The organism is Pseudoalteromonas prydzensis, from assembly GCF_001661495.1.
Classification (GTDB): Bacteria; Pseudomonadota; Gammaproteobacteria; order Enterobacterales; family Alteromonadaceae; genus Pseudoalteromonas; species Pseudoalteromonas prydzensis.
Genome location: NZ_BDDT01000001.1, coordinates 554,019 through 577,010, shown reverse-complemented (window position 1 = coordinate 577,010; position 22,992 = coordinate 554,019). Strand labels below are relative to the sequence as shown.

At 41.1% G+C, this 22,992-nt stretch carries 19 protein-coding genes; 10 read left to right on the top strand and 9 right to left on the bottom strand.

Annotated features, from left to right (window positions below; all coding sequences use genetic code 11):
- Positions 1–2: 2 nt before the first annotated feature.
- Positions 3–902 (bottom strand): ATP phosphoribosyltransferase, encoded by a 900-nt coding sequence (hisG, locus tag A7968_RS02360; RefSeq protein ID WP_064664961.1) that lies wholly within the window; start codon positions 900–902, stop codon positions 3–5.
- A 359-nt stretch (positions 903–1,261) separates the two neighbouring features.
- Here hisG and A7968_RS02355 point away from each other — a divergent pair, with 359 nt between their 5' ends.
- Positions 1,262–1,495: a hypothetical protein gene (locus A7968_RS02355; protein ID WP_064664960.1), complete on the top strand. Its 234-nt coding sequence runs from the start codon at positions 1,262–1,264 to the stop codon at positions 1,493–1,495.
- Between the two features lie 86 nt (positions 1,496–1,581).
- Positions 1,582–2,547 carry a sensor domain-containing diguanylate cyclase gene (locus A7968_RS02350; protein WP_064664959.1) on the top strand — a complete coding sequence of 322 codons (966 nt, stop codon included), beginning with the start codon at positions 1,582–1,584 and terminating at the stop codon, positions 2,545–2,547.
- 21 nt (positions 2,548–2,568) lie between these two features.
- Here A7968_RS02350 and A7968_RS02345 read toward each other — a convergent pair whose 3' ends face one another.
- The gene (locus A7968_RS02345) at positions 2,569–3,843 is read right to left on the bottom strand and encodes a cation:proton antiporter (protein WP_064664958.1); all 1,275 of its coding nucleotides are present in this window, start codon (positions 3,841–3,843) and stop codon (positions 2,569–2,571) included.
- Between the two features lie 185 nt (positions 3,844–4,028).
- Positions 4,029–4,454, bottom strand: coding sequence for a MarR family winged helix-turn-helix transcriptional regulator (locus A7968_RS02340; protein WP_064664957.1), 426 nt, complete (start codon positions 4,452–4,454; stop codon positions 4,029–4,031).
- 374 nt (positions 4,455–4,828) lie between these two features.
- Here A7968_RS02340 and A7968_RS02335 point away from each other — a divergent pair, with 374 nt between their 5' ends.
- The 5 genes from A7968_RS02335 to A7968_RS02315 all read left to right on the top strand — a co-directional run bounded on the left by A7968_RS02335 (position 4,829) and on the right by A7968_RS02315 (position 12,125).
- Positions 4,829–7,018, top strand: a complete 2,190-nt coding sequence (locus tag A7968_RS02335; RefSeq protein ID WP_064664956.1) for a M4 family metallopeptidase — start codon at positions 4,829–4,831, stop codon at positions 7,016–7,018.
- Between the two features lie 95 nt (positions 7,019–7,113).
- Positions 7,114–8,973 (top strand): M28 family metallopeptidase, encoded by a 1,860-nt coding sequence (locus tag A7968_RS02330; protein ID WP_064664955.1) that lies wholly within the window; start codon positions 7,114–7,116, stop codon positions 8,971–8,973.
- A 109-nt stretch (positions 8,974–9,082) separates the two neighbouring features.
- On the top strand, positions 9,083–10,996 hold the full coding sequence (gene yoaA, locus A7968_RS02325) for a DNA repair helicase YoaA (RefSeq protein ID WP_064664954.1): 1,914 nt from the start codon (positions 9,083–9,085) through the stop codon (positions 10,994–10,996).
- Between the two features lie 13 nt (positions 10,997–11,009).
- Positions 11,010–11,720 (top strand): tRNA (adenosine(37)-N6)-threonylcarbamoyltransferase complex dimerization subunit type 1 TsaB, encoded by a 711-nt coding sequence (gene tsaB, locus A7968_RS02320; RefSeq protein WP_064664953.1) that lies wholly within the window; start codon positions 11,010–11,012, stop codon positions 11,718–11,720.
- Positions 11,721–11,795: 75 nt separating this feature from the next.
- Complete coding sequence (locus A7968_RS02315) at positions 11,796–12,125, top strand: hypothetical protein (RefSeq protein WP_064665358.1); 330 nt, start codon at positions 11,796–11,798, stop codon at positions 12,123–12,125.
- Between the two features lie 224 nt (positions 12,126–12,349).
- Here the strand turns inward: A7968_RS02315 and A7968_RS02310 are convergent, their stop codons facing one another.
- Positions 12,350–13,639 carry an alkaline phosphatase gene (locus tag A7968_RS02310; RefSeq protein ID WP_064664952.1) on the bottom strand — a complete coding sequence of 430 codons (1,290 nt, stop codon included), beginning with the start codon at positions 13,637–13,639 and terminating at the stop codon, positions 12,350–12,352.
- Positions 13,640–13,739: 100 nt separating this feature from the next.
- Here A7968_RS02310 and A7968_RS02305 point away from each other — a divergent pair, with 100 nt between their 5' ends.
- The 3 genes from A7968_RS02305 (at position 13,740) to rnd (ending at position 17,546) form a co-directional block, all read left to right on the top strand.
- Positions 13,740–14,591, top strand: coding sequence for an alpha/beta fold hydrolase (locus A7968_RS02305; RefSeq protein WP_064664951.1), 852 nt, complete (start codon positions 13,740–13,742; stop codon positions 14,589–14,591).
- A gap of 121 nt (positions 14,592–14,712) precedes the next feature.
- Positions 14,713–16,365 carry a long-chain-fatty-acid--CoA ligase FadD gene (gene fadD / locus A7968_RS02300; RefSeq protein WP_064664950.1) on the top strand — a complete coding sequence of 551 codons (1,653 nt, stop codon included), beginning with the start codon at positions 14,713–14,715 and terminating at the stop codon, positions 16,363–16,365.
- A gap of 50 nt (positions 16,366–16,415) precedes the next feature.
- Complete coding sequence (gene rnd, locus A7968_RS02295) at positions 16,416–17,546, top strand: ribonuclease D (protein ID WP_064664949.1); 1,131 nt, start codon at positions 16,416–16,418, stop codon at positions 17,544–17,546.
- 50 nt (positions 17,547–17,596) lie between these two features.
- Here the strand turns inward: rnd and A7968_RS02290 are convergent, their stop codons facing one another.
- From A7968_RS02290 to A7968_RS02270, 5 genes are all read right to left on the bottom strand, one after another.
- The gene (locus tag A7968_RS02290) at positions 17,597–18,418 is read right to left on the bottom strand and encodes a sugar phosphate isomerase/epimerase family protein (RefSeq protein ID WP_244270398.1); all 822 of its coding nucleotides are present in this window, start codon (positions 18,416–18,418) and stop codon (positions 17,597–17,599) included.
- 174 nt (positions 18,419–18,592) lie between these two features.
- Positions 18,593–19,351, bottom strand: coding sequence for a gluconate 2-dehydrogenase subunit 3 family protein (locus tag A7968_RS02285; RefSeq protein ID WP_064664947.1), 759 nt, complete (start codon positions 19,349–19,351; stop codon positions 18,593–18,595).
- A 2-nt stretch (positions 19,352–19,353) separates the two neighbouring features.
- Positions 19,354–21,033, bottom strand: coding sequence for a GMC family oxidoreductase (locus A7968_RS02280; RefSeq protein ID WP_064664946.1), 1,680 nt, complete (start codon positions 21,031–21,033; stop codon positions 19,354–19,356).
- A gap of 2 nt (positions 21,034–21,035) precedes the next feature.
- Entirely contained in the window at positions 21,036–21,728 is a 693-nt protein-coding gene (locus A7968_RS02275) for a 3-keto-disaccharide hydrolase (RefSeq protein ID WP_064664945.1), read from the bottom strand.
- 36 nt (positions 21,729–21,764) lie between these two features.
- On the bottom strand, positions 21,765–22,982 hold the full coding sequence (locus A7968_RS02270; protein WP_064664944.1) for an MFS transporter: 1,218 nt from the start codon (positions 22,980–22,982) through the stop codon (positions 21,765–21,767).
- Positions 22,983–22,992: the final 10 nt, after the last annotated feature.

The following is a 22,992-nucleotide window of genomic DNA, read 5'->3' as shown; positions in this document are numbered from 1 at the left end:
AGTTACTCCATCATTTTTTCAATTGGCATAACTAAGATAGAGTTTGCGCCTAGCGCTTTTAATTGCTCCATCGTTTCCCAGAATAAGGTTTCGCTGCTCACCATGTGCAGTGCAACGTATTCATCAGAGCCTGCTAGGGCTAATACCGTTGGTTGGCCAGAGCCTGGTAAAATATCGCAAATTTCATCCAGTTTATCTTTTGGCGCGTGAAGCATGATGTATTTGCTTTCTTTGGCTTGTCTCACACCGCGTAAGCGTGGCATAAGTTTGTTGATAAGCGCTAGTTTATCCGCATCTTGTAGGTCTTTGTTTTGGATAAGGCAGGCGTTTGATTCTAAGATAGTATCGCCTTGCATTAGGCCGTTCGCTTCAAGTGTGGCACCGGTAGAGACTAGATCACATATTGCATCAGCTAGGCCTGCACGAGGAGCTACTTCAACAGAGCCAGTAAGCATAACAGTACTGGCGTTAATGCCTTCACGTTTTAAATATTGAGTTAATATTTCAGGGTAGGTGGTGGCAATACGTTTGCCTTCAAACCAACTCTTATCTTGCTTACCGAGTTCTTGTGGCCATGCAAGGGCTAAGCGGCAGTAACCAAAATCAAGTTTAGATAATTTAGTGACTTCACTTGGTACGCCTTGACGCTGACGCTCAGCTTGTACTTCAACAAGTACGTTTTCACCTACTATGCCTAAATCACACACGCCGTCCATTACAAGGCCCGGAATATCGTCATCGCGCACACGTAATACATCAATTGGCATATTAGTTGAGTGGGCGATTAAACGTTGCTCACGTAAATTAAGTTTAACACCTAATTGTTTAAGTAAGTCTTGGCAATCTTTAGAAAGGCGGCCACCTTTTTGGATGGCGATACGTAGACGGTTGCTGTTACTCATTATTCATTTTCCTTTAATTTAAAAACTAAAAACCCCGAGGGAACCTCAGGGCGAAAATGAATCTTTATATTTTGATTCGCCAGAGGTTCCTTTTAGGAATAACCTCTCAGCGAAAGACCTGACAGGTTATTCCGGTGAATGGTGGTGATGATGTACTGTTGTCAGGTTTAAACGCATAATACTATTTCCTAAGTAACTTTCGTTTAGTCATTGTTGTATGTAAACAAAAGTGTGTAATCTGTTTAAGTAAATTTCACATATAGAAAAACATATTTTAATGAGTACTGGCAAGTTTTTTTTGCATAAATTAAAGAATAAGCTATAACCGCCGATACTAAGAGTATTAATAGGAGGTACTTATGGATATGATGATCCCGTATTTAGGGCAGATCACACGTCTGCAGCTCGAGTCTAAAGGCGCGTTTTACATCGCGGGCCTAAAAGATTCGAACACGTCGCGAATTGAACGCGAAAAGCGCAGAAAACGTGAGTTTCTTCAGAAAGGATTGTTGCCCGATACCGCAACTCAACCTGATAAACCAGCCATATCAGAAGATGAAGATGGCGAAAAGCACCTTGATACATGGGCCTAAAAAACTCAATACATTAATAGTATTTATTAAATCTGCTATATTAGATATACACAAAAAACTAATAAATATGTACGTTGAGGTACTTAATGGATAAGCCGTTATTCCCTGACAATGAAGACGTGAGGCTTGCCGCATTAAGAGCGCTCAATATATTAGACACGCAAAGTGAAGAGTCACTAGATCGAGTCACACGTCTAGCTAAATATTTATTTGATGTACCAATCGCGTTGATCAGCCTAATTGATGAGGATAGACAGTGGTTTAAATCATGCATTGGGCTGGATGTTAAAGAGACTCCTCGCGATATTTCTTTTTGTGGTCACGCTATATTAGATGATGATCCGCTAGTTATTGGTGATGCATGCAATGATCCTCGTTTTGCAGACAACCCATTGGTTTTAAATGCACCAAACATACGATTTTATGCAGGATACCCAATTAAATTATCGAATGGGCTGTGTATTGGTACGCTGTGCATTATTGATATAAAGCCACGTGAATTCTCCTTTGATGATACTCAGGCATTAAAAGATCTCGCGTTGATAACGCAGCGTGAGATTTCAATTATGCAGTTAGCCACCCGCGACGAGTTAACAAATATCCCCAATAGACGGGGATTTATTTTAATGGCAGAGCGCTATTTAGACTTGTGTATTCGACAACAGTTAAGAGCGATTGTGATTTTTATTGATCTTGATTCATTTAAGCCAATCAACGATAAGTATGGTCATGCTGAAGGTGATAGAGTGCTGAATTTATTTGCAAGCATAATAAGTTCATCGTGCCGTAAATCTGATCTGTTTGGTCGTTTTGGTGGTGATGAGTTTGTGCTTTTGTTGGCCCAAGTGACGCTGAGCGAATGCCAACTGCTGATCTCGCGTATAGAAGACAGTGCCTGTAAATTAAATGAATCATTAGCGGACATTGCAACGTTTAGCTTTTCGTTTGGAGTCGCTGAATTTGACCCAAAACAGCCTTCAGAGCTTGAAGAGTTGCTACAAATAGCAGATGCAGATATGTACAAAAATAAAGCGGCTAAAAAGGCACGTTAGCCTTTTTAGCCTGAACAAAATTTACTTAGCGGAATTAATACTGCTATGGATAAGTGGCGAAATCGTCAGCCCTTGCACAATAATCGAAAAGATCACTACCACATAAGTTACAATAACGATCAGGTTGTGTAAGTCTGATCCCCCTATAAATACTTCATCGCGAGGAATGGCTGCCGCCATCGCTAGCGCTAGACCACCACGCAGCCCACCCCAAGTTAAGATTTTCACTGTGTGTTTGTCGTATTTTCGAAATTTCTTAAACAATACAAATGGCGCACCCACACTAATAAAACGAGCAAATAACACTAAAGGCACCATTAGTAGACCTAAGCCGATTTCAGCGAGGCTGATAGGCATAGTGACAATCAGCATACCGATGATCAAGAATAACAGCGCATTTAAAAAGCTATCTGTGGCATGCCAAAAATCTTTTACATAGCGTGTATCCTCAGGCCCCGTTCTCTCTGTTGCTTTACTACGGGTAATATTACCAAGTAATATACCACTGGTGACCATTGCCAGTGCGCCTGATATCTCCCAAATATTGGCTGCAGCAAATCCCGCGGTTGGAATGGTTAACGTCAGCAATAAACGAATATTCACATCACGACTATTAATTATTAAGAAATGACCAATTAAGGCTATTACTAAACCAAATACAATGCCACCAATGGCATCAACTAAAAACAACTCGCCAATATCAGCTACAGTTGCTTCAGTACCGTAAAATGCCACTGCAAAAATAGTGGTGAAGATCACTAAGCCAATACCGTCATTAAATAACGACTCACCTTCTACCTGAACCGAAATTCCCTCAGGTGCGCGCATTTGTTTAATGATGGCAAGTACAGCGATAGGATCGGTAGGGCTTATCAGTGCACCAAATAATAAACAATAAATAAAAGGCACTGGCCAGCCCATTAGTGCAAATAAGTAAAAACTTAAATAACCAATTATAAATGTGGACACCAAGGTCGAAAATAACACTAAGGCGGTTATTTCCCAGCGCTGCTTTTTAAGCGCGGCGAGGTTGATTTCAAGTGCTCCAGCAAACAGTAAAAAGCCTAACATGCCCTTGAGTAATAGTTGATTAAAATCAATGCTCGATACTATTTGAGTTATCTCCAAAGCGGTCGAGTCACCTTGTAACTTAACCGCTAAAATTAATAACAATGAGATCACCACAGAGCCTGTCGTTATGGCAATGGTTGTTTGCATCTTGAGTATGTATTGGTTAGCAAAAGCAATAAAAATAGCTAATGCAGATAAAAAACAAATGAGGTACCAAGCATTCATTGATTGACCTTAATAATGGATTGAAAATAATGTGCTTTCATATTTATATATCTTACGCCTGAGACTGTGAAATGTCACCGTCGCACACCGCTCATAGTGCAGGTATTAACACCATGAGAATAGTGCGTTTTAATGGCATTTTTACAGTAATTGTTAGTAAATATGCCGACATAAAAATTCCTAAATTACTTCTCAGCTAATAGGGTATTACGAATAGTCTGTAGTGAGGCAATAAATTGTGCTGACTGATTGGCAGTTAATCCGCTCATGGCTGCTGTAATTACTTGTTTGCTAACATTGTCAATTGCAGCGATATGTTCATCTGCATGCTTTGTTAAATAAATTAAGTACGCACGTCGATCACTGGGATCAGCTCTGCGCTCAACAAGGTGGAGTTTCTCTAGTTGGTCAATAAGTCGCGCTAAAGTGATTGGTTGTATTTCTAACTTGTCTGCAAGCTCAACTTGTCTAACTCCTTGCTGGCGAGCAACATACTTAAGTGCTTTTGCTTCGGCGAGTGTCAGCGGTGAACTTGTTAGCTGCTGGGTAAAATTACGCCGCATAAGTCGTGTTACATCGGCGAGTAAAAAGCTGCAATTATCTTGAGTCATGGTTAATTGGCAAGTTAGTAACGTATGCTTATTATATGCTTTGCTTTTATAATTTCAAGTTTTGAGATGCTTAATAAAACACGAATGCGATGACAATTTGCTAAGTGTGATTAAAAATACCTAATTCATGTTATTTGTTAATTTATTGTAACTATATATTTACGTTTTTCATGTCTTGTTTTAATAATTAATTAACATAATTTCTGCATCCACCTGATTTTTATAAGGTTAAATAAATTTCAACCTTCCCATTTGTTAATTTTATGTTTAATTTTCCTTTTTTGGAAAAGCCGTATAGGCTGAACTTGAATCGGGAACAGGCAGTGCCGGTTAATACAAAAATATTAAATATAACAATCTAACGGAGCGTAAACGTGAATTTATCTAAAATCACATTAGCAACTATTGGTGTTCTGGCTTTTACACAAGCATCAACCGCAATGGCTGCGAGCAAACAATACCTAAATGAACAGATGGGCCTAAATAAAGCATTACAAACGAGTGCCTCGGCGGTTCTTTTGGCAAGCCCAAAGCAGTTAATAGGCTTAGAAGATGGCAGCGACTTGGTCGTTTTAAAAGAAGTAAAAAGTAACAACGGTGATACTACCCGTCGATATCAACAACAATATAAAGGGGTGCCAGTGATTGGCGATACCGTGAGTTTAACGTTTAACAGTAACGGACAGTTAAAGCGTGCTCATGGTGCTGCGGTTTATGATATTAGTAGCGATATAGATAGTGTTAAGCCTAAACTAGCTAAAAAAATGGCAATCGCACGTGGTCAACAAAGCTCACCCGCTGCAGCAAAAGCCGTTGGTCTCAAAAAACACAACGAACAATCTCGCTTGGCAATTTGGATTGATGAAGACAATATTGCCCATTTAGTCTACGAAGTAACTTATGTAACCTATGGCGCTGAGCCTGCTCGCCCGTATCAAATCATTGATGCTCATTCAGGTGAGTTGCTACATAGTTTTGATAACCTTCAGCATGCAAATGCAACAGGCCCAGGTGGTAATTTAAAAACGGGGAAATACATTTATGGTACTGACTTTGGTAGCTTAGATGTCACACAGTCTGGTAATAACTGCACGATGAATAGCGCCAATGTAAAAACCATTAATTTAAATGGCGGTACTAGTGGCTCTACAGCGTATTCATTTACCTGCCCAGAAAACACCTTTAAGGAAGTTAATGGGGCGTATTCTCCCCTTAACGATGCTCACTATTTTGGTAACGTGATTTATAATATGTACAACGATTGGCTTGGCACGGCGCCACTGTCGTTTCAATTAAAAATGCGCGTTCATTATGGTAATAACTATGAAAATGCCTTTTGGGATGGCAGTGCAATGACATTCGGTGACGGCCAAAATACATTTTATCCGTTGGTTAGTTTAGATGTGTCCGCACATGAAGTAAGTCATGGCTTTACAGAGCAAAACTCAGGGCTAGTATACAGTGGTAAATCAGGTGGCTTAAACGAAGCCTTTTCTGATATGGCTGGTGAAGCTGCTGAGTTTTACATGAAAGGCAGCAATGATTGGCTAGTCGGGCAAGAAATCTTCAAAGGCAATGGCGCATTACGTTATATGAATAATCCGACCCAAGATGGCAGCTCGATTGATAACCAAGCAAATTATTATTCAGGTATGGATGTTCACTACAGCTCAGGCGTGTTTAATAAAGCGTTTTATAACCTAGCGACCACAGCTGGTTGGGATACGAAGAAAGCATTTGTGGTCATGGCTCGGGCTAATCAACTGTATTGGACTGCCAGTACCAATTGGGATTTAGCGGGGAATGGCGCAATGGACGCTGCATGTGATTTAAACTATGACCCAGCGGATGTACAAAGCGCGCTTGCTGCGGTGGGTGTTACTTCGAACCTCAGTTCAGGCAGCAGCTGTGGTGGAACAAACCCACCACCAGCTGATGAGCAGCTTACCAATGGTGTGCCGCGTACTGGTATTAGTGGTAGTGAAAAACAACAACTGTTTTTTACTTTAGATGTACCAGCCAATGCGACTAACCTACAGTTCAATACTGCCGGTGGCACTGGTGATGCGGATCTCTATGTTAAGTTTGGCTCTAAACCAACACTCACTACTTTTGACTGCAATAGTACAACTTCAACAAGCACTGAAAACTGTGCTATTAGTAATGTTCAAGCGGGTACTTACTATGTAATGGTTGAAGCATGGAATCAAATATCAGGTGTATCACTGACGGGGAGTTTTGACGGCGGCAATGGTGGACCGACTCCCATTAACCGTACAGAATCTAATCTTAGTGTAAGCCAAAATGGTTGGACTCGATTCAGCCAAGATCTTGGCGCAGGGTACTCGTCATTAGATGTATCGATTGCTGGTGGCTCAGGTGATGCAGACTTGTATGTTAACTTTGGTTCACCATCTTCAACGTCATCTTATCAGTGTCGCCCATATAAAAATGGCAACAATGAAAGCTGCAACATAGCCAATCCACAAGCTGGTACTTGGTATGTAGATTTAAGAGGCTACAGTGCTGCCAGCGGCGTAACCTTGACTATATCTGCTAACTAACCAACCCCTCACCAAAGGGAGCATCCGCTCCCTTATTTATCTGTTTATTTTTTTGCACATAAATTCAATAAACACAGATTAAAAAGGAAATCTTTATGAATATTTTTGTACCCAGTGCATTGCTTGGCATAGTGTCACTGTTGGTAAGTCCATTCAGCACAGCTCAAGATTTAGAGGATATTTGGGTTACGATTGATCCTATCGCTGCTAAGCATTATATGCTGAATCAAACAGCCCATCTTCAGGCCGAACGTCTTACTGTACAAGACACTCGTTTAGAAACAGTGAATTTTATGCGTATCAATCAAGATGAGGTCGCCAATTTAAGTGAGTTTATGCATGACAATTATCATCGTTGCGGTGGTTTTGTGGCACATGAGTCATTAGCTGAAGCGCAGTTATACACTGAACAACTAGCCCAAGTACAGGCGCTCTCTACAAATAGTGTTGTCGCTAGTTACAGCATTGATAATGGGCAAACTGTGCAGCAACTTATTAATACAATTAGCACCAATGATTTAACCAATACTGTAAACTCAATGAGTAATTTTCATAATCGCTATTATTCAGTACAAACTGGTGTTGATGCTTCGCAGTGGTTAAAAAACTACTGGCAACAGATAGCGAGTAGCCGCACTGATATTAGTGTTGACTTTTTTAGCCATAGTTGGGCGCAGTCATCCGTTATTGTGACTATTCCAGGTAATGAAAAGGTGGATGAAATAGTCGTTATTGGTGGTCATTTAGACTCTATCAACCAATCGAACCCGAGTAATGGCCGAGCACCTGGTGCTGATGATAATGCCTCTGGTATTGCTGTCTTATCTGAAGTGCTGCGCGCCATTGTGGTCAACGACTATAAACCACAACGAACGATTAAAATAATGGGGTTTGCTGCGGAAGAGGTGGGGCTGCGTGGTTCTAAAGCCATTGCCTCTGCGTATAAATCGCAAGGTAAGAATGTACTGGGCATGGTGCAATTTGATATGACCGGTAACCATGGTAGTAGCGATGATATTGTGATGATGACAGATTACACAAATACCGCCCAAAATCAGTTTTTAGGACAGTTGATTGATACTTACTTACCAGCGATTACATATGGCTTTGACCAATGTGGTTATGGTTGTTCAGATCATGCCTCGTGGTATCAGCAGGGGTTCGCGGCTTCTATGCCTTTTGAGTCGCGCATGGCTGATATTAACCCGCTGATCCATACAGCAAACGACAGTAGTTTTGATGCTGACCACGCCAGTAAGTTTGCAAAATTAGCTGTCAGCTACCTTGCTGAAATGGCGAAAAATGCTGGAGATATTGACCCTCCAGCAAACAATGAATTAGAAAATGGGGTGACAGTTTCAGGCATTAATGCACAAGCTAAACAGCAAGTTTTTTATACTCTATCGGTTCCAGCGCAAAGCAGTAATTTAAGTTTTACCACAACGGGCGGCAGTGGCGATGCCGATCTTTATGTTAAATATGCAACACCGCCGACTTTGCAAGACTTTGATTGTAAAAGTACCACCGCCACAAGTAATGAAACATGCGCTATTAATAATCTACGAGCAGGCATTTACCATGTGATGGTTGAAGCTTGGAGTCAGATCACAGGGGTATCATTAACCGGTAGTTACACAGCAACATCAGGAACACCGCCTATCAATAGGGTCGAGAGTAATGTCAGTGTGGCTACGGGTGAGTGGACGCGCTTTACTCAGCAATTGCCCAGTGGTTATACAGCACTTGATGTATCAATAGCCGGTGGTAATGGCGATGCTGATCTGTATTTGAATTTTGCAGCGCCGTCTTCAACGACCACATATCAGTGTCGACCTTATAAAAATGGTAATAATGAAAGCTGTACAATTACCAACCCTCAAGCAGGAACTTGGTATATTGATCTACATGGCTATAGCGCAGCAAGTGGGATCACTTTGACTATTACTGCGCAGTAATGCTAAGCCTTAAATAGCAAAGGTAAGCTCCTTTGCTATTTGCTTTTCGTATTCACTTGCTCTAGCTACTGCGCTTGCGTAAAATCTTGCTATTATTTTTAGTTAAGCGATCGTTATTATCAAACAGCTTTTTAGTGCAGATGGGCCATTGGCGTTGTCATTGGACGGTTATACTCCGCGTCAGCCGCAAATTGACATGGCGGTGGCGGTCAGTGAGGCATTGAAAAACCGCACCCAGCTCGTGGTCGAGGCGGGCACAGGTACAGGTAAAACCTATGCTTATCTTGCTCCAGCATTAAAATCTAAAGGTAAAACCATTATTTCTACCGGTACAAAAGCGCTGCAAGAGCAGTTGTATCATAGAGATCTGCCACAGTTAGTAAAAGCACTCAACGCCAGTAAAAAAACCGCCTTACTAAAAGGGCGTAGTAATTACTTGTGCATCTACCGGCTAAACCAGCATGTTGCCCATGTACCGACTGATGACTCTGACGTGATGCACCAACTCGCTATGGTGGCTAAATTTGCCAGTGAAACCCACACCGGTGATCTTGCCGATTGTATTGGGATTGAAGAAGACGCTAAAGTTTTACCTTATGTAAGCTCAACTGCCGATAATTGCCTAGGTAAAGAGTGTCCTGATTTTCAAGATTGCTATATTCGTAAAGCGCGATTAAAAGCCATGGATGCCGATGTTGTGGTGGTTAATCACCATTTGTTCTTTGCAGATATGGCAGTGAAAGACACCGGATTTGCAGAGCTTATTCCAACCGCTGACGCCTATATTTTTGATGAAGCACATCAGCTGAGCGAAATTGCCAGTGATTATTTTGGTGAAAGTGTGAGTACCAAAAAGCTGGTGGATCTAATTAACGATTTGCGCGCCATTTACCGTGCCGACATCCCCGATATGCTGCAATTAGGTAAAACGCTCAATAAGTTAGAAACCAGTGTTGCTGATTTACGCTTGCAGTTTGGTCTTGATGGTAGTCGTGGAGATTGGCGGCAAATGCTGGCAAGTAAAGAAATTTGCGCCGCATTACATCGTGTTATTAGTGATCTCGATTTTTTATATCAAGTGCTTAAACATTGCTTAGATAGAAGTGAAAAAATAGAACACCCATTTGAGCGCACACTTGCCTTTAAAGGCCAATTAGAGCGAGTGTTTGATATTAGCCAAACTGGCTACAGTTATTGGTATGAAACAACTCGGCGTTATCTCACCGTTCATATCACACCATTGAATGTGTCTGTTAAATTTGCACAAATGATGAAAGACACCGGCGCTGGGTTTGTATTTACCTCTGCGACTTTATCTGTCGATAATGCCCTTGATCATTTTAATGCAAGCCTTGGTCTCAAACCTGCTAAAAGCATGATGGTAGACAGCCCGTTTGATTATTATCAGCAAGCACTATTATGTTTACCGCGCTACTTACCAGAGACACACGCGGCAAATATGCCGCATGCAATTGTTAAACTTACCTTAGATTTAATAAAAGCAGCCAAAGGGCGCTGTTTTGTATTATTTACTAGCTATCGGATGATGCACTTAGTGGCTGAGGGCTTAAGTACACAAATTGATTATCCAATCTATATGCAAGGGCAAATGTCTAAGCGTATTATACTTGAAAAGTTCACCCGTCATGGTAATGCAGTACTCCTTGGTACGGCTTCATTTTGGGAGGGGGTTGATGTTCGAGGTAGTGCGTTAAGTTGTGTTATTATTGACAAATTGCCTTTTGCGGCGCCGGATGATCCATTATTACAAGCTAAAATGCAGGATGCACAATTACAAGGCCATGACCCGTTTGCTTATATACAATTACCGCAAGCCGTGATTGCGTTAAAACAAGGTGTTGGTCGTTTAATTCGTGATAATAAAGACAAGGGCGTGTTGGTCATTTGCGATAACCGCCTAGTAACACGTCAATATGGCCAAGTATTCTTAAAAAGCTTGCCGCCGATGCGCCGTACCCGAAGCTTGGCTGCTGCCAGCGAATTTTTAGAACATATTAATTAGAGAAATAACTTTCATGAATACGCAACTAACTGCGAGCAACATAAACATACTGGCGTTTGATGCCTCTACCGAAGCATTGTCATTAGTGCTTAGTTATAACGGTCAACTTTTTCACCATTTTGAAGAGTGCCCGCAGCAACATAGCCAAAAGATTTTACCACTAGTAGATTCATTGTTAGCGCAAGCAAATTGTAAATTAACAGATTTAGATGTCATTGGTTTCGGCCAAGGTCCGGGTAGTTTTACCGGCGTACGTATTAGTGTTGCGATTGCACAAGGTCTCGCTTATGCCTGTAAATTGCCGCTGGTTGGGGTATCAACGCTGCAAATGATGGCACAACAAGCGTATCAGCAAACCGGTGAAACACATGTTTATAGTGCCATTGATGCGCGTATGGGCGAGGTTTATTTTGCTCACTATACGCTAAATGATATTGGTATTATGGCGTTGCAAGGTGAAGAGCAAGTATTAAAACCAGCATTGCTAAGCCTTGCAGATAAGCATGGCATTGCGGTTGGAACGGGCTGGCAAAGCTACCCAGACATACTGCAAGATAATGCTAATATTGTGGTTAACAACGAGATCACATTACCAGATGCAGGCTTTATGTTAGCCAATGTTAGCCATGAGTTTACAGCGAAACGGACTGTGTCTGCGTCGCAAGCTCAGCCAAAATATGTACGTGATACAGTGACATGGAAAAAGCTTCCAGGTCGCGAATAAAGCGATTGGCAAAGCAACTTGCAAGGTTATTAAATATGGCACATAATTTAATAACCTAAATAGTGAGACGTGATTGTGACAATACCCATTGGCTCAGGTTTTTACACGGGAGACATCCCCGGTAAAATCACCTCAAAACAGACCATACCTAATAAACCTCAAGGCTTATTAGAGCAACCTGTTGCCGATAATAAAAAGTCTGCTGAATTTGTAAAATCGAGTCAAGCAGGTATTGCGCTTGCTGATAAATTTCAGAGCGAAACCGTACCGCCGAGCTATCGACAAACTATTTATGATCAACCTACTGTAAAAGTAAGTCGCGCTATTTCTACATATACCGAGTTTGCAAACTTAGAGCGTCGAGCTGAAGTACAAAGCTTGATCGGTGTTGATATATACGCCTAATAAACCCCGTACTTTAATAAACCAGTTTTTATTAGTTAACCTGTTATCACTCTCAATTTAAAACATTTAATAAAATATTATGAGGTAGTTAGGTTTTTCAGCGCGCATAGCAAAGTTGGGCGGGAATTAAAAAAGCCCTACTATAATGTAGCAGGGCTGTTTTTTATAAGGGGGCATTTTAAATTGTTGCTACTTTTCATAAAAAATAACTTAAACACGCAAGCTTATTTTTTTTCGATAAAACTAATCAGCTTATTTGCTATATCAGTATTATTTTGCGAGCCGATAAATTGCTCAGCACCTTTACCATGAGCGAAAACTTGTACGTCAATTGCGGTATGGCCGCCTGTTGTCCAACCAGTAAAACTGGCGTTACTGATAATATCTTTAATGGCTAAGTTTAATGCTTTGTCACCTAACTTTTTCGCTTGTTCAAGCTTAGCTTGGTTTACAGGTGTGTAGTCAATATTTGTATTAGCGGTCCAAATCGTTTTTAAATCATCCGAGGCTAACATTTTTTCGGTTAATTTAACGGCAGTAGCTTTAACGCCTTTAACAACCTCAGTTTCCCATTTATATTGACCATGAGCACCTAATGTTAGTCCGCCAGTAGAGTGATCAGCTGTGATCACTAGTAAGGTATCTGGGTTGTTATCAACGTAGGCTTTTGCTTGCTCAATTGATTTAGCAAAGTCATCCATTTCAGCCATCGCACAGGCAATGTCATTAGCATGTCCACACCAATCAATCTGGCTGCCTTCGATCATCACAAAAAAGCCGTCTTTTTTGTTTTTATCAAGCAACTCAAGTGCTTTATTGGTCATTTGAGTTAATCGAGTTGAATTGTTATCTAACGCAAAATCAAGGCCAACTGGGGCAAATAAACCCAAAGCAGGAATTTGCTTGATGTCTTTCAAAGTAGCAAAGTCATCACTGTATTGATAGCCAGCCTGTTTAAATTCTGCAACCAAATTACGGTCTTCGCGGATATAATATTTAGTGCCGCCACCAAGCATTAGATCGACAGGTAATTTACCCGCTATTTTATTATCGATGTAATCATCGGCAATTTCATCATAGTTACGACGTGATTCATTATGAGAGGCGAAACTAGCAGGGGTGGCATGGTTAATTTGCGAGGTGGCAACAAGTGCAGTGATCATGCCTTGTTGTTTGGCGATCTCAAGCATGGTTTTAAGAGGTTTTTTATGAGTATCAACAGCAATAGCACCATTATAGCTTTTATGGCCAGAGCTTAATGCGGTTGCACCTGCGGCACTGTCAGTTACATAGGTATGATCGTCAGGATAGGTGTGGGCCATACCCGTAAGCATAGTGTCAAATACAGTACTTTCTATTTCTTTAGTTGCTGGGTCATCTTTAAAATAACGGTATGCTGTAGTATAAGCGGGCCCCATACCATCACCAATCATATAAATAATATTTTTCGGTGCTTGCTCTGCGTATGCAGTTGCAGAGCATAATAATGCCAAGAGGCTAATGTGTTTTTTCATTTTTGTACCCTGTTTATTATGTGGTGTTATTGTATACCCCCTGTATGATAAATAAATGTCTTTTACGGTAAACAACCCAAAAATAAAGAGGAATTACCAAGTGCATCCATTTTCAGTACAAAGTGGCGAATTAACACTTCATGGCCTAACCTTTGGCCAAGGCGATGAAGTTGTGATTGGGTTGCACGGCTGGTTAGATAATTGCCATACATTTTTACCAATGCTAGAAAACAGCGCATTATCTGCAACTTGGTATTGCATTGATTTTCCAGGACACGGTAAGTCTGATTGGCGAGGGGCTGATGCCCACTATTATTTTATAGATTATATAGATGATATTTATAATTTAATTGATAAACTTGGGGTTGATAAAGTACATTTGGTTGGCCACTCGATGGGGGCTATGGCGGCAGGGCTGTTTGCCAGTTGTTTTGCTGAAAAAGTAAAATCAGTGACTATGATAGAAGGGCTTGGTGTGATCACGACCCCAAGTGAACAAGTTGTTGAGCAACTGCGCAACGCAATTTTAAACCGACATCGTCTCAAGCAAAAAAAACCAAGACATTACGACTCAAAACAAACAATATACCAAGCGCGTGCGCAAGTTAGTGACATACCATTTGATTTAGTGACAGTCCTTATGGAGCGAAATATAATCAAAAGTGATCAGGGTTGGATGTTAAGTACTGATCCAAAGCTTAAAAATCATTCAGGTTTTAGGTTTGATGAACAACAATGTATAGCGGCAATAAGCGAAATAAATGTACCTTGCCAATTAATATTAGGACGTCAAGGTTATGCATTTGTGAATCAGAATTTAGATAAATACCATCGTTATTACAAAGAGTTAATAGTAAGCAAGGTAGAGGGAGGACATCACTGTCATATGCAAAGCCCGGCACAATGTTTACAACAAGTTCAAGCATTTATGCTGCAAACTGGTGCATGTTAATTGTATATTTGCACAAAATGTGGGAATATTTGCAAAATTAGAGTTATTGCTCAATTGTGGAATTGCCTTACTTAGTTTAAGGTTTAATAAAAATAAATTATAAATAGAACAGGAGCTAAGAGTGGAAAAAATTTGGCTGAAGCGCTACCCAGAGGGTATGCCTGAAACAATCGATCCTGAGCACTACAACTCGTTGTTAGAAGTGTTTGAAAAAAGCTTCACTGATTACAAAGATTTGCCTGCGTTTACCAATATGGGTAAAACATTGAGTTATGCTGAAATGGACAGCGCGACCAAGCGAGTCGCAGCTTACATTCAAAATGATCTTGGTTTGAAAAAAGGCGATAAAGTCGCTGTGATGATGCCAAATTTATTGCAAACTCCGGTTTCAATATTGGGCATTTTACGTGCCGGCTGTGTGGTGGTTAATGTTAATCCACTTTATACAGTTCGCGAGCTTGAACATCAGTTAAATGATTCACAAACGTCAGCAATTTTCATTCTTGCTAACTTTGCGGACACGCTCGAAAAGGCACTGCCGAATACGAATATAAAGCACATTGTTGTTACCCAAGTGGGTGATATGGTGGGTGGTATTAAAAAGCATCTAGTTAACTTTGTTGTTAAGCACATAAAAAAAATGGTGCCAAGTTATACACTGCCTGAGCCAATTAAGTTTGAAGCTTTACTTGGAACCAACGAATCTGATTACAGTAAACCGGAAGTGTGTTTATCTGATCTTGCATTTTTGCAATACACAGGTGGTACAACGGGTGTTTCTAAAGGCGCAATGTTAACCCATGGCAATATGGTGGGTAATTTAGAGCAAGTATCGGGTTGTTTAGATAAAGTATTAGTGAGCGGCAAAGAAATTGTTGTCACTGCGTTGCCGCTTTATCATATCTTTGCGCTAACGGCTAACTGTTTAACATTTATGAAGTATGGTGGATTAAATTTATTGATCACTAATCCACGTGATATGAAAGGCTTTGTAAAAGAGTTAAGCCAACATAAATTTACCGCGATTACCGGTGTAAATACATTATTTAATGGCTTACTGAATACTCCAGGCTTTGCTGAACTTGATTTTTCAAGTCTGAAAATGTCATTGGGTGGTGGTATGGCTGTGCAACGTCCTGTTGCAGAAAAATGGCAAAAAGTCACTAGCAGTAAATTAATGGAAGGCTACGGGTTAACCGAGTGTTCGCCATTGGTTACTGTCAGCCCTTATGATTTAGATGCATACAATGGTTCGATCGGTTTACCTGCGCCAAATACTGAAATCAAACTAATGTTAGATAACGGTGAAGAAGCGGCTAAAGGTGAGCCGGGTGAATTATGGGTAAAAGGTCCGCAAGTCATGGTTGGTTACTATAACCGACCAGATGCGACCGCTGAATGCCTGCAAGATGGCTGGTTTGCAACCGGTGATATTGCCACCTATGACGACGAAGGATTCTTCTACATTGTTGATCGTAAGAAGGATATGATCATCGTATCTGGCTTTAATGTGTTCCCAAATGAAATTGAAGAAGTGATAGCAATGCATGATGGCGTGCTTGAAGCTGCCGCAATTGGTATCCCACACGAAGTTAGTGGCGAACAAGTTAAAGTTTTTATTGTTAAAAAAGACCCATCTTTAACTGAAAAAGATATAATAAACCACTGTCGTGATAATTTAACTAATTACAAGGTCCCCAAACTGGTTGAGTTTAGGGATGAGTTGCCAAAAACGAATGTTGGCAAAATACTCAGACGAGCCTTGAAAGATTAGTAAGCTAAAAAGCCGACATTATTTGTCGGCTTTTTACTGTAGGAGATTAAGTGCAATATCAATTGATCCAAAACCAAAATCAATTAAATGAGTTTGTTGAGCAAATTCGTAACAAACCTATCTTAGCAATTGATACCGAATTTATGCGCCGTCGTACTTTGTATCCTGAAGTGGCACTCATCCAAGTGTTCGATGGTGAGCATTTAGCGCTTATCGACCCCCTTGCTGAATTATCGCTCTTTGATTTTTGGGAAATTTTACGCGATCCCACCGTTCTAAAAGTGTTACATTCGCCTTCTGAAGATATTGAAGTATTTCAAAAATATGCTGGCTTTGTGCCGATGCCTTTATTTGATACGCAATTTGCATTGCAATTATTAGGTAGCGGAAACTGCATGGGCTTTGCGCATATGGTTAAAAATTTACTGAATATTGAAATAGATAAAAGTGAGTCGCGGACAAATTGGTTACAGCGTCCGCTTACCGAAAAGCAGCTTGATTATGCCGCAGCGGATGTATTTCATTTATTGCCGTGTTTTGAGATTATTATTAAGCAAATAAATGAAGCTGATTTCTTTGATATTGTGATCAATGAAAGTGAGCTCGTGGCCCAAAAACGCGCTTATCAAATCCCCGATGAACATCTTTATCAAGATATTAAAAATTCATGGCAATTAAAACCTGCCGATCTCGCTGTGCTAAGAGAGCTTGCAGCATGGCGGCGTAATAAAGCGATTCGTAAAAACTTAGCGCTTAATTTTGTTTTAAAAGAACATAACTTGGTTGAAATTGCGAAACGTAAACCAACCAGTCTAAATGCACTGCGCAACATTCCAGAAGTTGAAAGTATTGAAGTTAATCGCTCTGGTGTGGAGATTTTAAAGTGCATAGAAAAAGCAAAAGTAGTGCCGGTTTCAGATTTTCCTGAGCCATTAAAACGGCTTATCGACTTTCCTGCTTATAAAAAAGTGGCTAAAGAGATCAAACAAAAGATTACTAAAGCTGCGAAAGAGCAGGGCATACCTGAAGATGTACTTGCATCTAAAAAGCAAATTAATCAGCTAATAAGTTGGAATTGGAAGTTAACTGCAGAGCAACGAGCGCAGACTCCTAAACCTGATCTGCTTAACTCATGGCGCTACGTTTATGTAAAAGATGCGCTGACCGAGTGGGATGTGTAAATAGAGTGCAGGAACTCGTTTATCATTAAGCGAGTTCCTAGCGTACAGTATTACATGTTGTGAAGTATTTTATCTAAGTTAGCTTTTGATTTAGCAACGCTTTGTAAAGGCGTTAATCCAGCAGGATACTCTTCTTGCTCTACAACCAACCATTTTGTGCCACCGTCAGTAATGAGCGACTGAATTATTTTACGCCAAGGATAGTTATTTTCACCGAATATCGGGCTTAAGCCGTCATTTTCGTGGGTGCGAACTTTTAAATGTGTTGCGTAAGTTCTACCAGCGTATTTCTTTATGAAATATAGCGGCTCTTTGCCAGCGTAATGCACCCAACCAATATCTAGTTGCAGTGGCAAATTAGTGGGGGTATTACTGGCAATCGCATCCCAATAGGTCGCATTTTTAAATTGTTCAAACTCCCTATTATGATTGTGAAAGCCAATTTGCATCTCATATTTTTGTGCAAGCTCATTAAGCTCAGTGAGTTGCTTTGTCAGTGACATAACCCCTTTAGGATCCCATGCGCGCTCATCCCACGGCACGAATATAGTAGTGACCCCGAGGGTTTTATAAAATAATAAGGTTGCCATTAAGTTGGTTTCAGTTAATGCATCAAAGCCAATATGTGCACTGCTGGCCACTAAATCTAAGCTAGCGAGTTTGTTTTTAAGTGCGCGAGGGTTGTCCTTATAAGGGCCAAAATCACCTGCAAATTCGAGCCCTTGAAAGCCCATGTCGGCAAGTGCTGTGATGGTTGCATCAAAATCAGCTTTTAATGCATCTTTAACCGACCACAATTGCACGCTGACTTTAACAGGCTCACTAGTAGTTGCAGAGGCAGGAAAAGAGTGCAGTGCAAGTATGGCTAGCATACTTACGATAGCTTTAAAAAATGGTAAATAGCAGGCTTTAAACATAATAAAATACCTAAAAAATAAGCAGGGAATAAATCCCTGCTTTGGTCTGGGCAAATAGCATCTTAACCATTTTAGCACGCTAATAAATGGTTAGAGACTAAACTTGATGGGTAAAACTCTATGTTGTGATCACAGCTCCTTATAAGCGAACTCACTTAAACCAAGCTCATTTAAAACAGTATCTAAATGGGCTTTTGCTTCATTAGATGGTCCAGGGTAATCACCAGCAATCGGTACATTGCCCAGATAACCTATGTCTTTACAGCCTTCAGGCGTGCAGAAAAAGGCAGCGAGCACTAATTCTTTAAAGCGTAAAAATGCTTTGCCAATACGCTGAAACTGCGTGGGTGTTTGCTCATTCAAAAACGCAATATCGTCTAAGATTGCACGGTGTTGTTGCTCATTAAGCGCAACAAATTGCTTTTTAAAACGCAGCTGCGATTCGTCATTAAGCCACGCGAGTGAATTTAAGATTTTAATTCGGTCTCGTTGCTGCCCTTCATAAGGGGCACTAACCCATTCATTGATAACCGCGGGTACTTGTAACTCGCTGGCTGAAGGAATAGCCCCTTCACGGGGTACCATATAATCAGCTAACAGGGCAACTAAGGTAAGTTCGTCTGCTGTTAATGTCAGCGGCCAAGGTGATTCTGGAGGCATCACCAAATTAGGATCTTGGCCATAGCCTTTAGCTGTCACAGGTTTAATATCTAAATCAGGCCAATGCTCTTTTGCAGAAACTGGCACGTCATCTTCAAGTGCTTTTGTACAGCCAGCAGTTAAACCAACCGCAGAGCCCGCAGCTAATAAACCAAGCCATTTTAATGACTCACGACGGCTCATGTTAGAAACATAGTTATATGAGTCGTGTTCGTTACGATGATGCATAATTAAAGTACCCCGTTATCAATTTGTTGAGCAAGCCAAGTTGAATTACGCATTGCCAGTGTCATGATGGTGAGCGTACAGTTTTTGTGAGGGTTTGACGCAAATACCCCCGCATCCATAACAAAAAGATTGTTACAATCCCATGTTTGACCCCATTGGTTTGTTACAGAGTCTTGCTTTGAGCTACCCATTCGGGTGGTGCCCACTTCATGAATAATTTCGCCGCCTTTTGAAATCGCTTTTTCAGCAGGTGGCAATTCACCAACGGTTGCACCCATATTTTCTAGGATTTGCTTCGCGGTTTTTAAGCCATGCTCAATTTGCTTTAATTCCCTGTCTGACCACTTAAAGTGGAATTTTGAAACCGGAATACCCCATTTATCTTTGACGTTTTCGTCTATTTCCATGTAAGTATCTTTGTTAGGTAACATCTCGCCACGTAATGCAAACCCTACATACGAGCCATAGGCATCACGTATTTGTTGTTTAAGGGCAGGGCCATAGCCTTGTTTATCTCCCGATACGCCAGAGCCCGGTTGTCCAAACCCTGTTCCTAGTTCAAAGTGATAACCTCGGGGGAAATCAAGTTCATTGTTTGCTTGTGCTTGGTGACCCCACCACGGAATAAATAAGTGATTGGCGGTATGGCCATCTTCGTTATAGCGTGGGCGACCTTTAAGTGCTGGAATTTGTGCGCCTAACCATGCACCGGTCGAGTCCATTAAGTTTCGGCCAACTTGACCACTTGAATTAGCCAGCCCCTTAGGGTGCTTTTTATTCTTTGAGTTTAATAAAATACGTGCTGATTCACAGGCACTTGCAGCTAAGATAACCACATCAGCATCAAGGGCATGCTCTGTTACTGTGTTTTTATCAACATAGGTTACGCCAGTTACTTTACCTTGCTCATCAACTTTCACTGATTTAACCATGGCGTCGGTTATTACTTTTAAGTTACCGGTTGCTTTTGCCATTGGGAGCAGTGATGTTGTGGTTTGGAATGCTGCTCCTATAGAACAACCAGAGCCACAAGGAGTCGCATAAAAACAGGCCATACGGTCATCTTTCGGGCGTGTTAATACCGCACGGTGCATAGGCACAGCATCAATGCCTAGTTTTTTAGCCGACGCTGCTATTAATAGCTCTGGTACCCGTGGTTTAGGTGGTGGCTGTAAAATACCTGGTGATGAATTAGGCATATCTTCGTGGCCGGTATTGGTACCACATATGCCTACAAGTTCTTCAGTTTTATCGTACCAAGGTGCTAAATCAGTATATTCAAATGGCCAGTCTGCGCCGTGACCATCACGGCTTTTACCTTTAAAATCGTGCTCACTAAAGCGTAATGAATAACGGCCCCAGTGGTTAGTTCGACCACCTAGCATACGCGCACGCCACCAATAAAAATCACTGCCTTTTGCACTGGTATAAGGCTCATCTGGTACTTGCCAGCCGCCATCAACGGTGGCATCGTAAAAACCAAAATTTTTATCTTTGTTACCTGCGCCCATCAGGGGAGCTTCGCTGTTACGGCGAAACATGGGGCTTTCTGTTTTAGGGTCGTAATTACGGCCTGCTTCAAGTAATAAGACTTTGTGGCCTAGTTTTGTCAGGGTGTATGCAGCCATGGCACCACCAGCTCCAGAGCCAACAACTAACACTTTATGATCAAACGTTGACATAATTATAGCTCCTTAATTTTAATATTTTTAAACCACACTTTGTCACCATGATCTTGTAAGCCAATACGGCCTTTATTGGCAGTGGCAAAGTTAGACCAAGTTGCAAATTTACTGTTTTGAACTAAGGTGTTCCATGAACTGCTGCCCACAACAATACTTGTTGTGCTAACGCCATTTTGCCAAACCTGTAAATGGTTATTGAGCATTTTGATGCGTACCGTGTTCCATTGCATTGCAGGCTTATGAGCCGACTTCGGTGCTGTTAGCAAATCATAAATAGAGCCTGAAAGGTGAGAGTCAATTTTGGTATCAGAATGGCGCTCATTATCGATAATTTGAATTTCCGGTGCGTGCGAGTATATATACTTGCCAAGTTCATCGGCGAGTATAAAAATACCACTATTGCCGACCTCACTGATTTTCCAATCAAGCTTTAAGTCAAAGTTTTCATAGCTCTTTTTCGTTAATATGTCACCACCGCCTTTGGTAAGTAACATAGCGCCATCGTCAATTATCCATTTTGAGCTGATCGAATCGCTTTTAAAATTACGCCAATGCGACATGTCATGGCCATTAAACAGTAATTGCCAGCCAGCTTTTTGTTCTTCTTTGCTTAGCTGGTTATCAGCTGTTTTGGCAAATGCAGCGCCGCTAAATGCCAGTGCAATTGACAAAACCGAGATTGATTTAAGCATGTAATACCCCTTATTTTTGTGTGCTACTTATTACTATTAAACGTATTTTTCTACATTTTTTTGTTTTGTTATAAACAGGTGAAGCCCTATAAAGACAACTATCAATACAATTGGAAAGATCAATAGGTTTTGTAAAACTGCCTGTCCAGCGAGCACTTCTATTTGCTCTGCTGAGACTTGTGTTTGTTGAGCTTGCTGTTTCGCAGTGTCAATCCAGTAACCTATAACTGGATTCCACAAGCTCATTGCAAACATGCCCGCACCACCTATCAATGACATGCCTAACGCGCCAGTTTTTGGCGTGTATTCAGCAACACAGCCAATCATGGTTGGCCAAAAGTATGTAACGCCGATGGCAAATAGTGCAGCGGCAAAATAAATTGCGCTGCCTTGCGCTTGGCTCATTAAAAATATGCCAATGGTTGAAAACACCGCTGAACCTAGTAGCACGCCCGATGGGCTAAAGCGATGCACAATAGGCCCTGCAAAGAAACGCCCTAGTGCCATTAACCCAGTAATAAGCGCGAGAATAACCATAGGCGAGGCACCTGATGAGCCGAGGATTTGTTCTATCCATTGCTGAGTACCAAACTCAGTAACTGCGGTTAGGGTCATGCAAATAATTAAAAACAGATATAAAGGTGACAGTAAGTGCTTTAAGTTACTGGTCGTTGAGTTTTGTTGAGCATCAAATTGTGGAAACTGTGCTTTGACCATCATTAAGCCATAGATAACAGTTGGCACTAGAATTAACGCCACTTGCCATTGCCAGTTCAATCCAAAAGAGGTCATTGCGTTTGACGCCAGTGCACCGATGACAATGCCGCCAGGGAACCAAACATGGAAGCGGTTTAGCATAGTAGTGGTGTTTTTCGGATACATTTGCGCAATAAGCGGATTACAGCCGGCTTCAACAGAGCCATTAGCAAAGCCGATTAAAAAGGTTGAGATAAGCAGCCCCCAAAAGCCTTCTGCCATAATAGTTAAAAGCAGTCCTGCTAAGTGACAAACAAATGCCAATGCCACTAGTTTCTTCGCGCCAATGGCATTGTATATGATGCCACCGAGCATAGTCGCAACCGGAAAACCGAGAAAAGCCATGGCATTTACCCAGCCTAGTTGAGCGCCAGTTAAACCAAACTGCTCGCCTAATTGCCCTAAAATACCGGCTCTTATTGCAAACGTCATTGATGTAACAATCAATGCGATGCAGCAAAGCCGAAAAATAATACGGTGATTATTGTTATTATTCATTGTGTGTGAT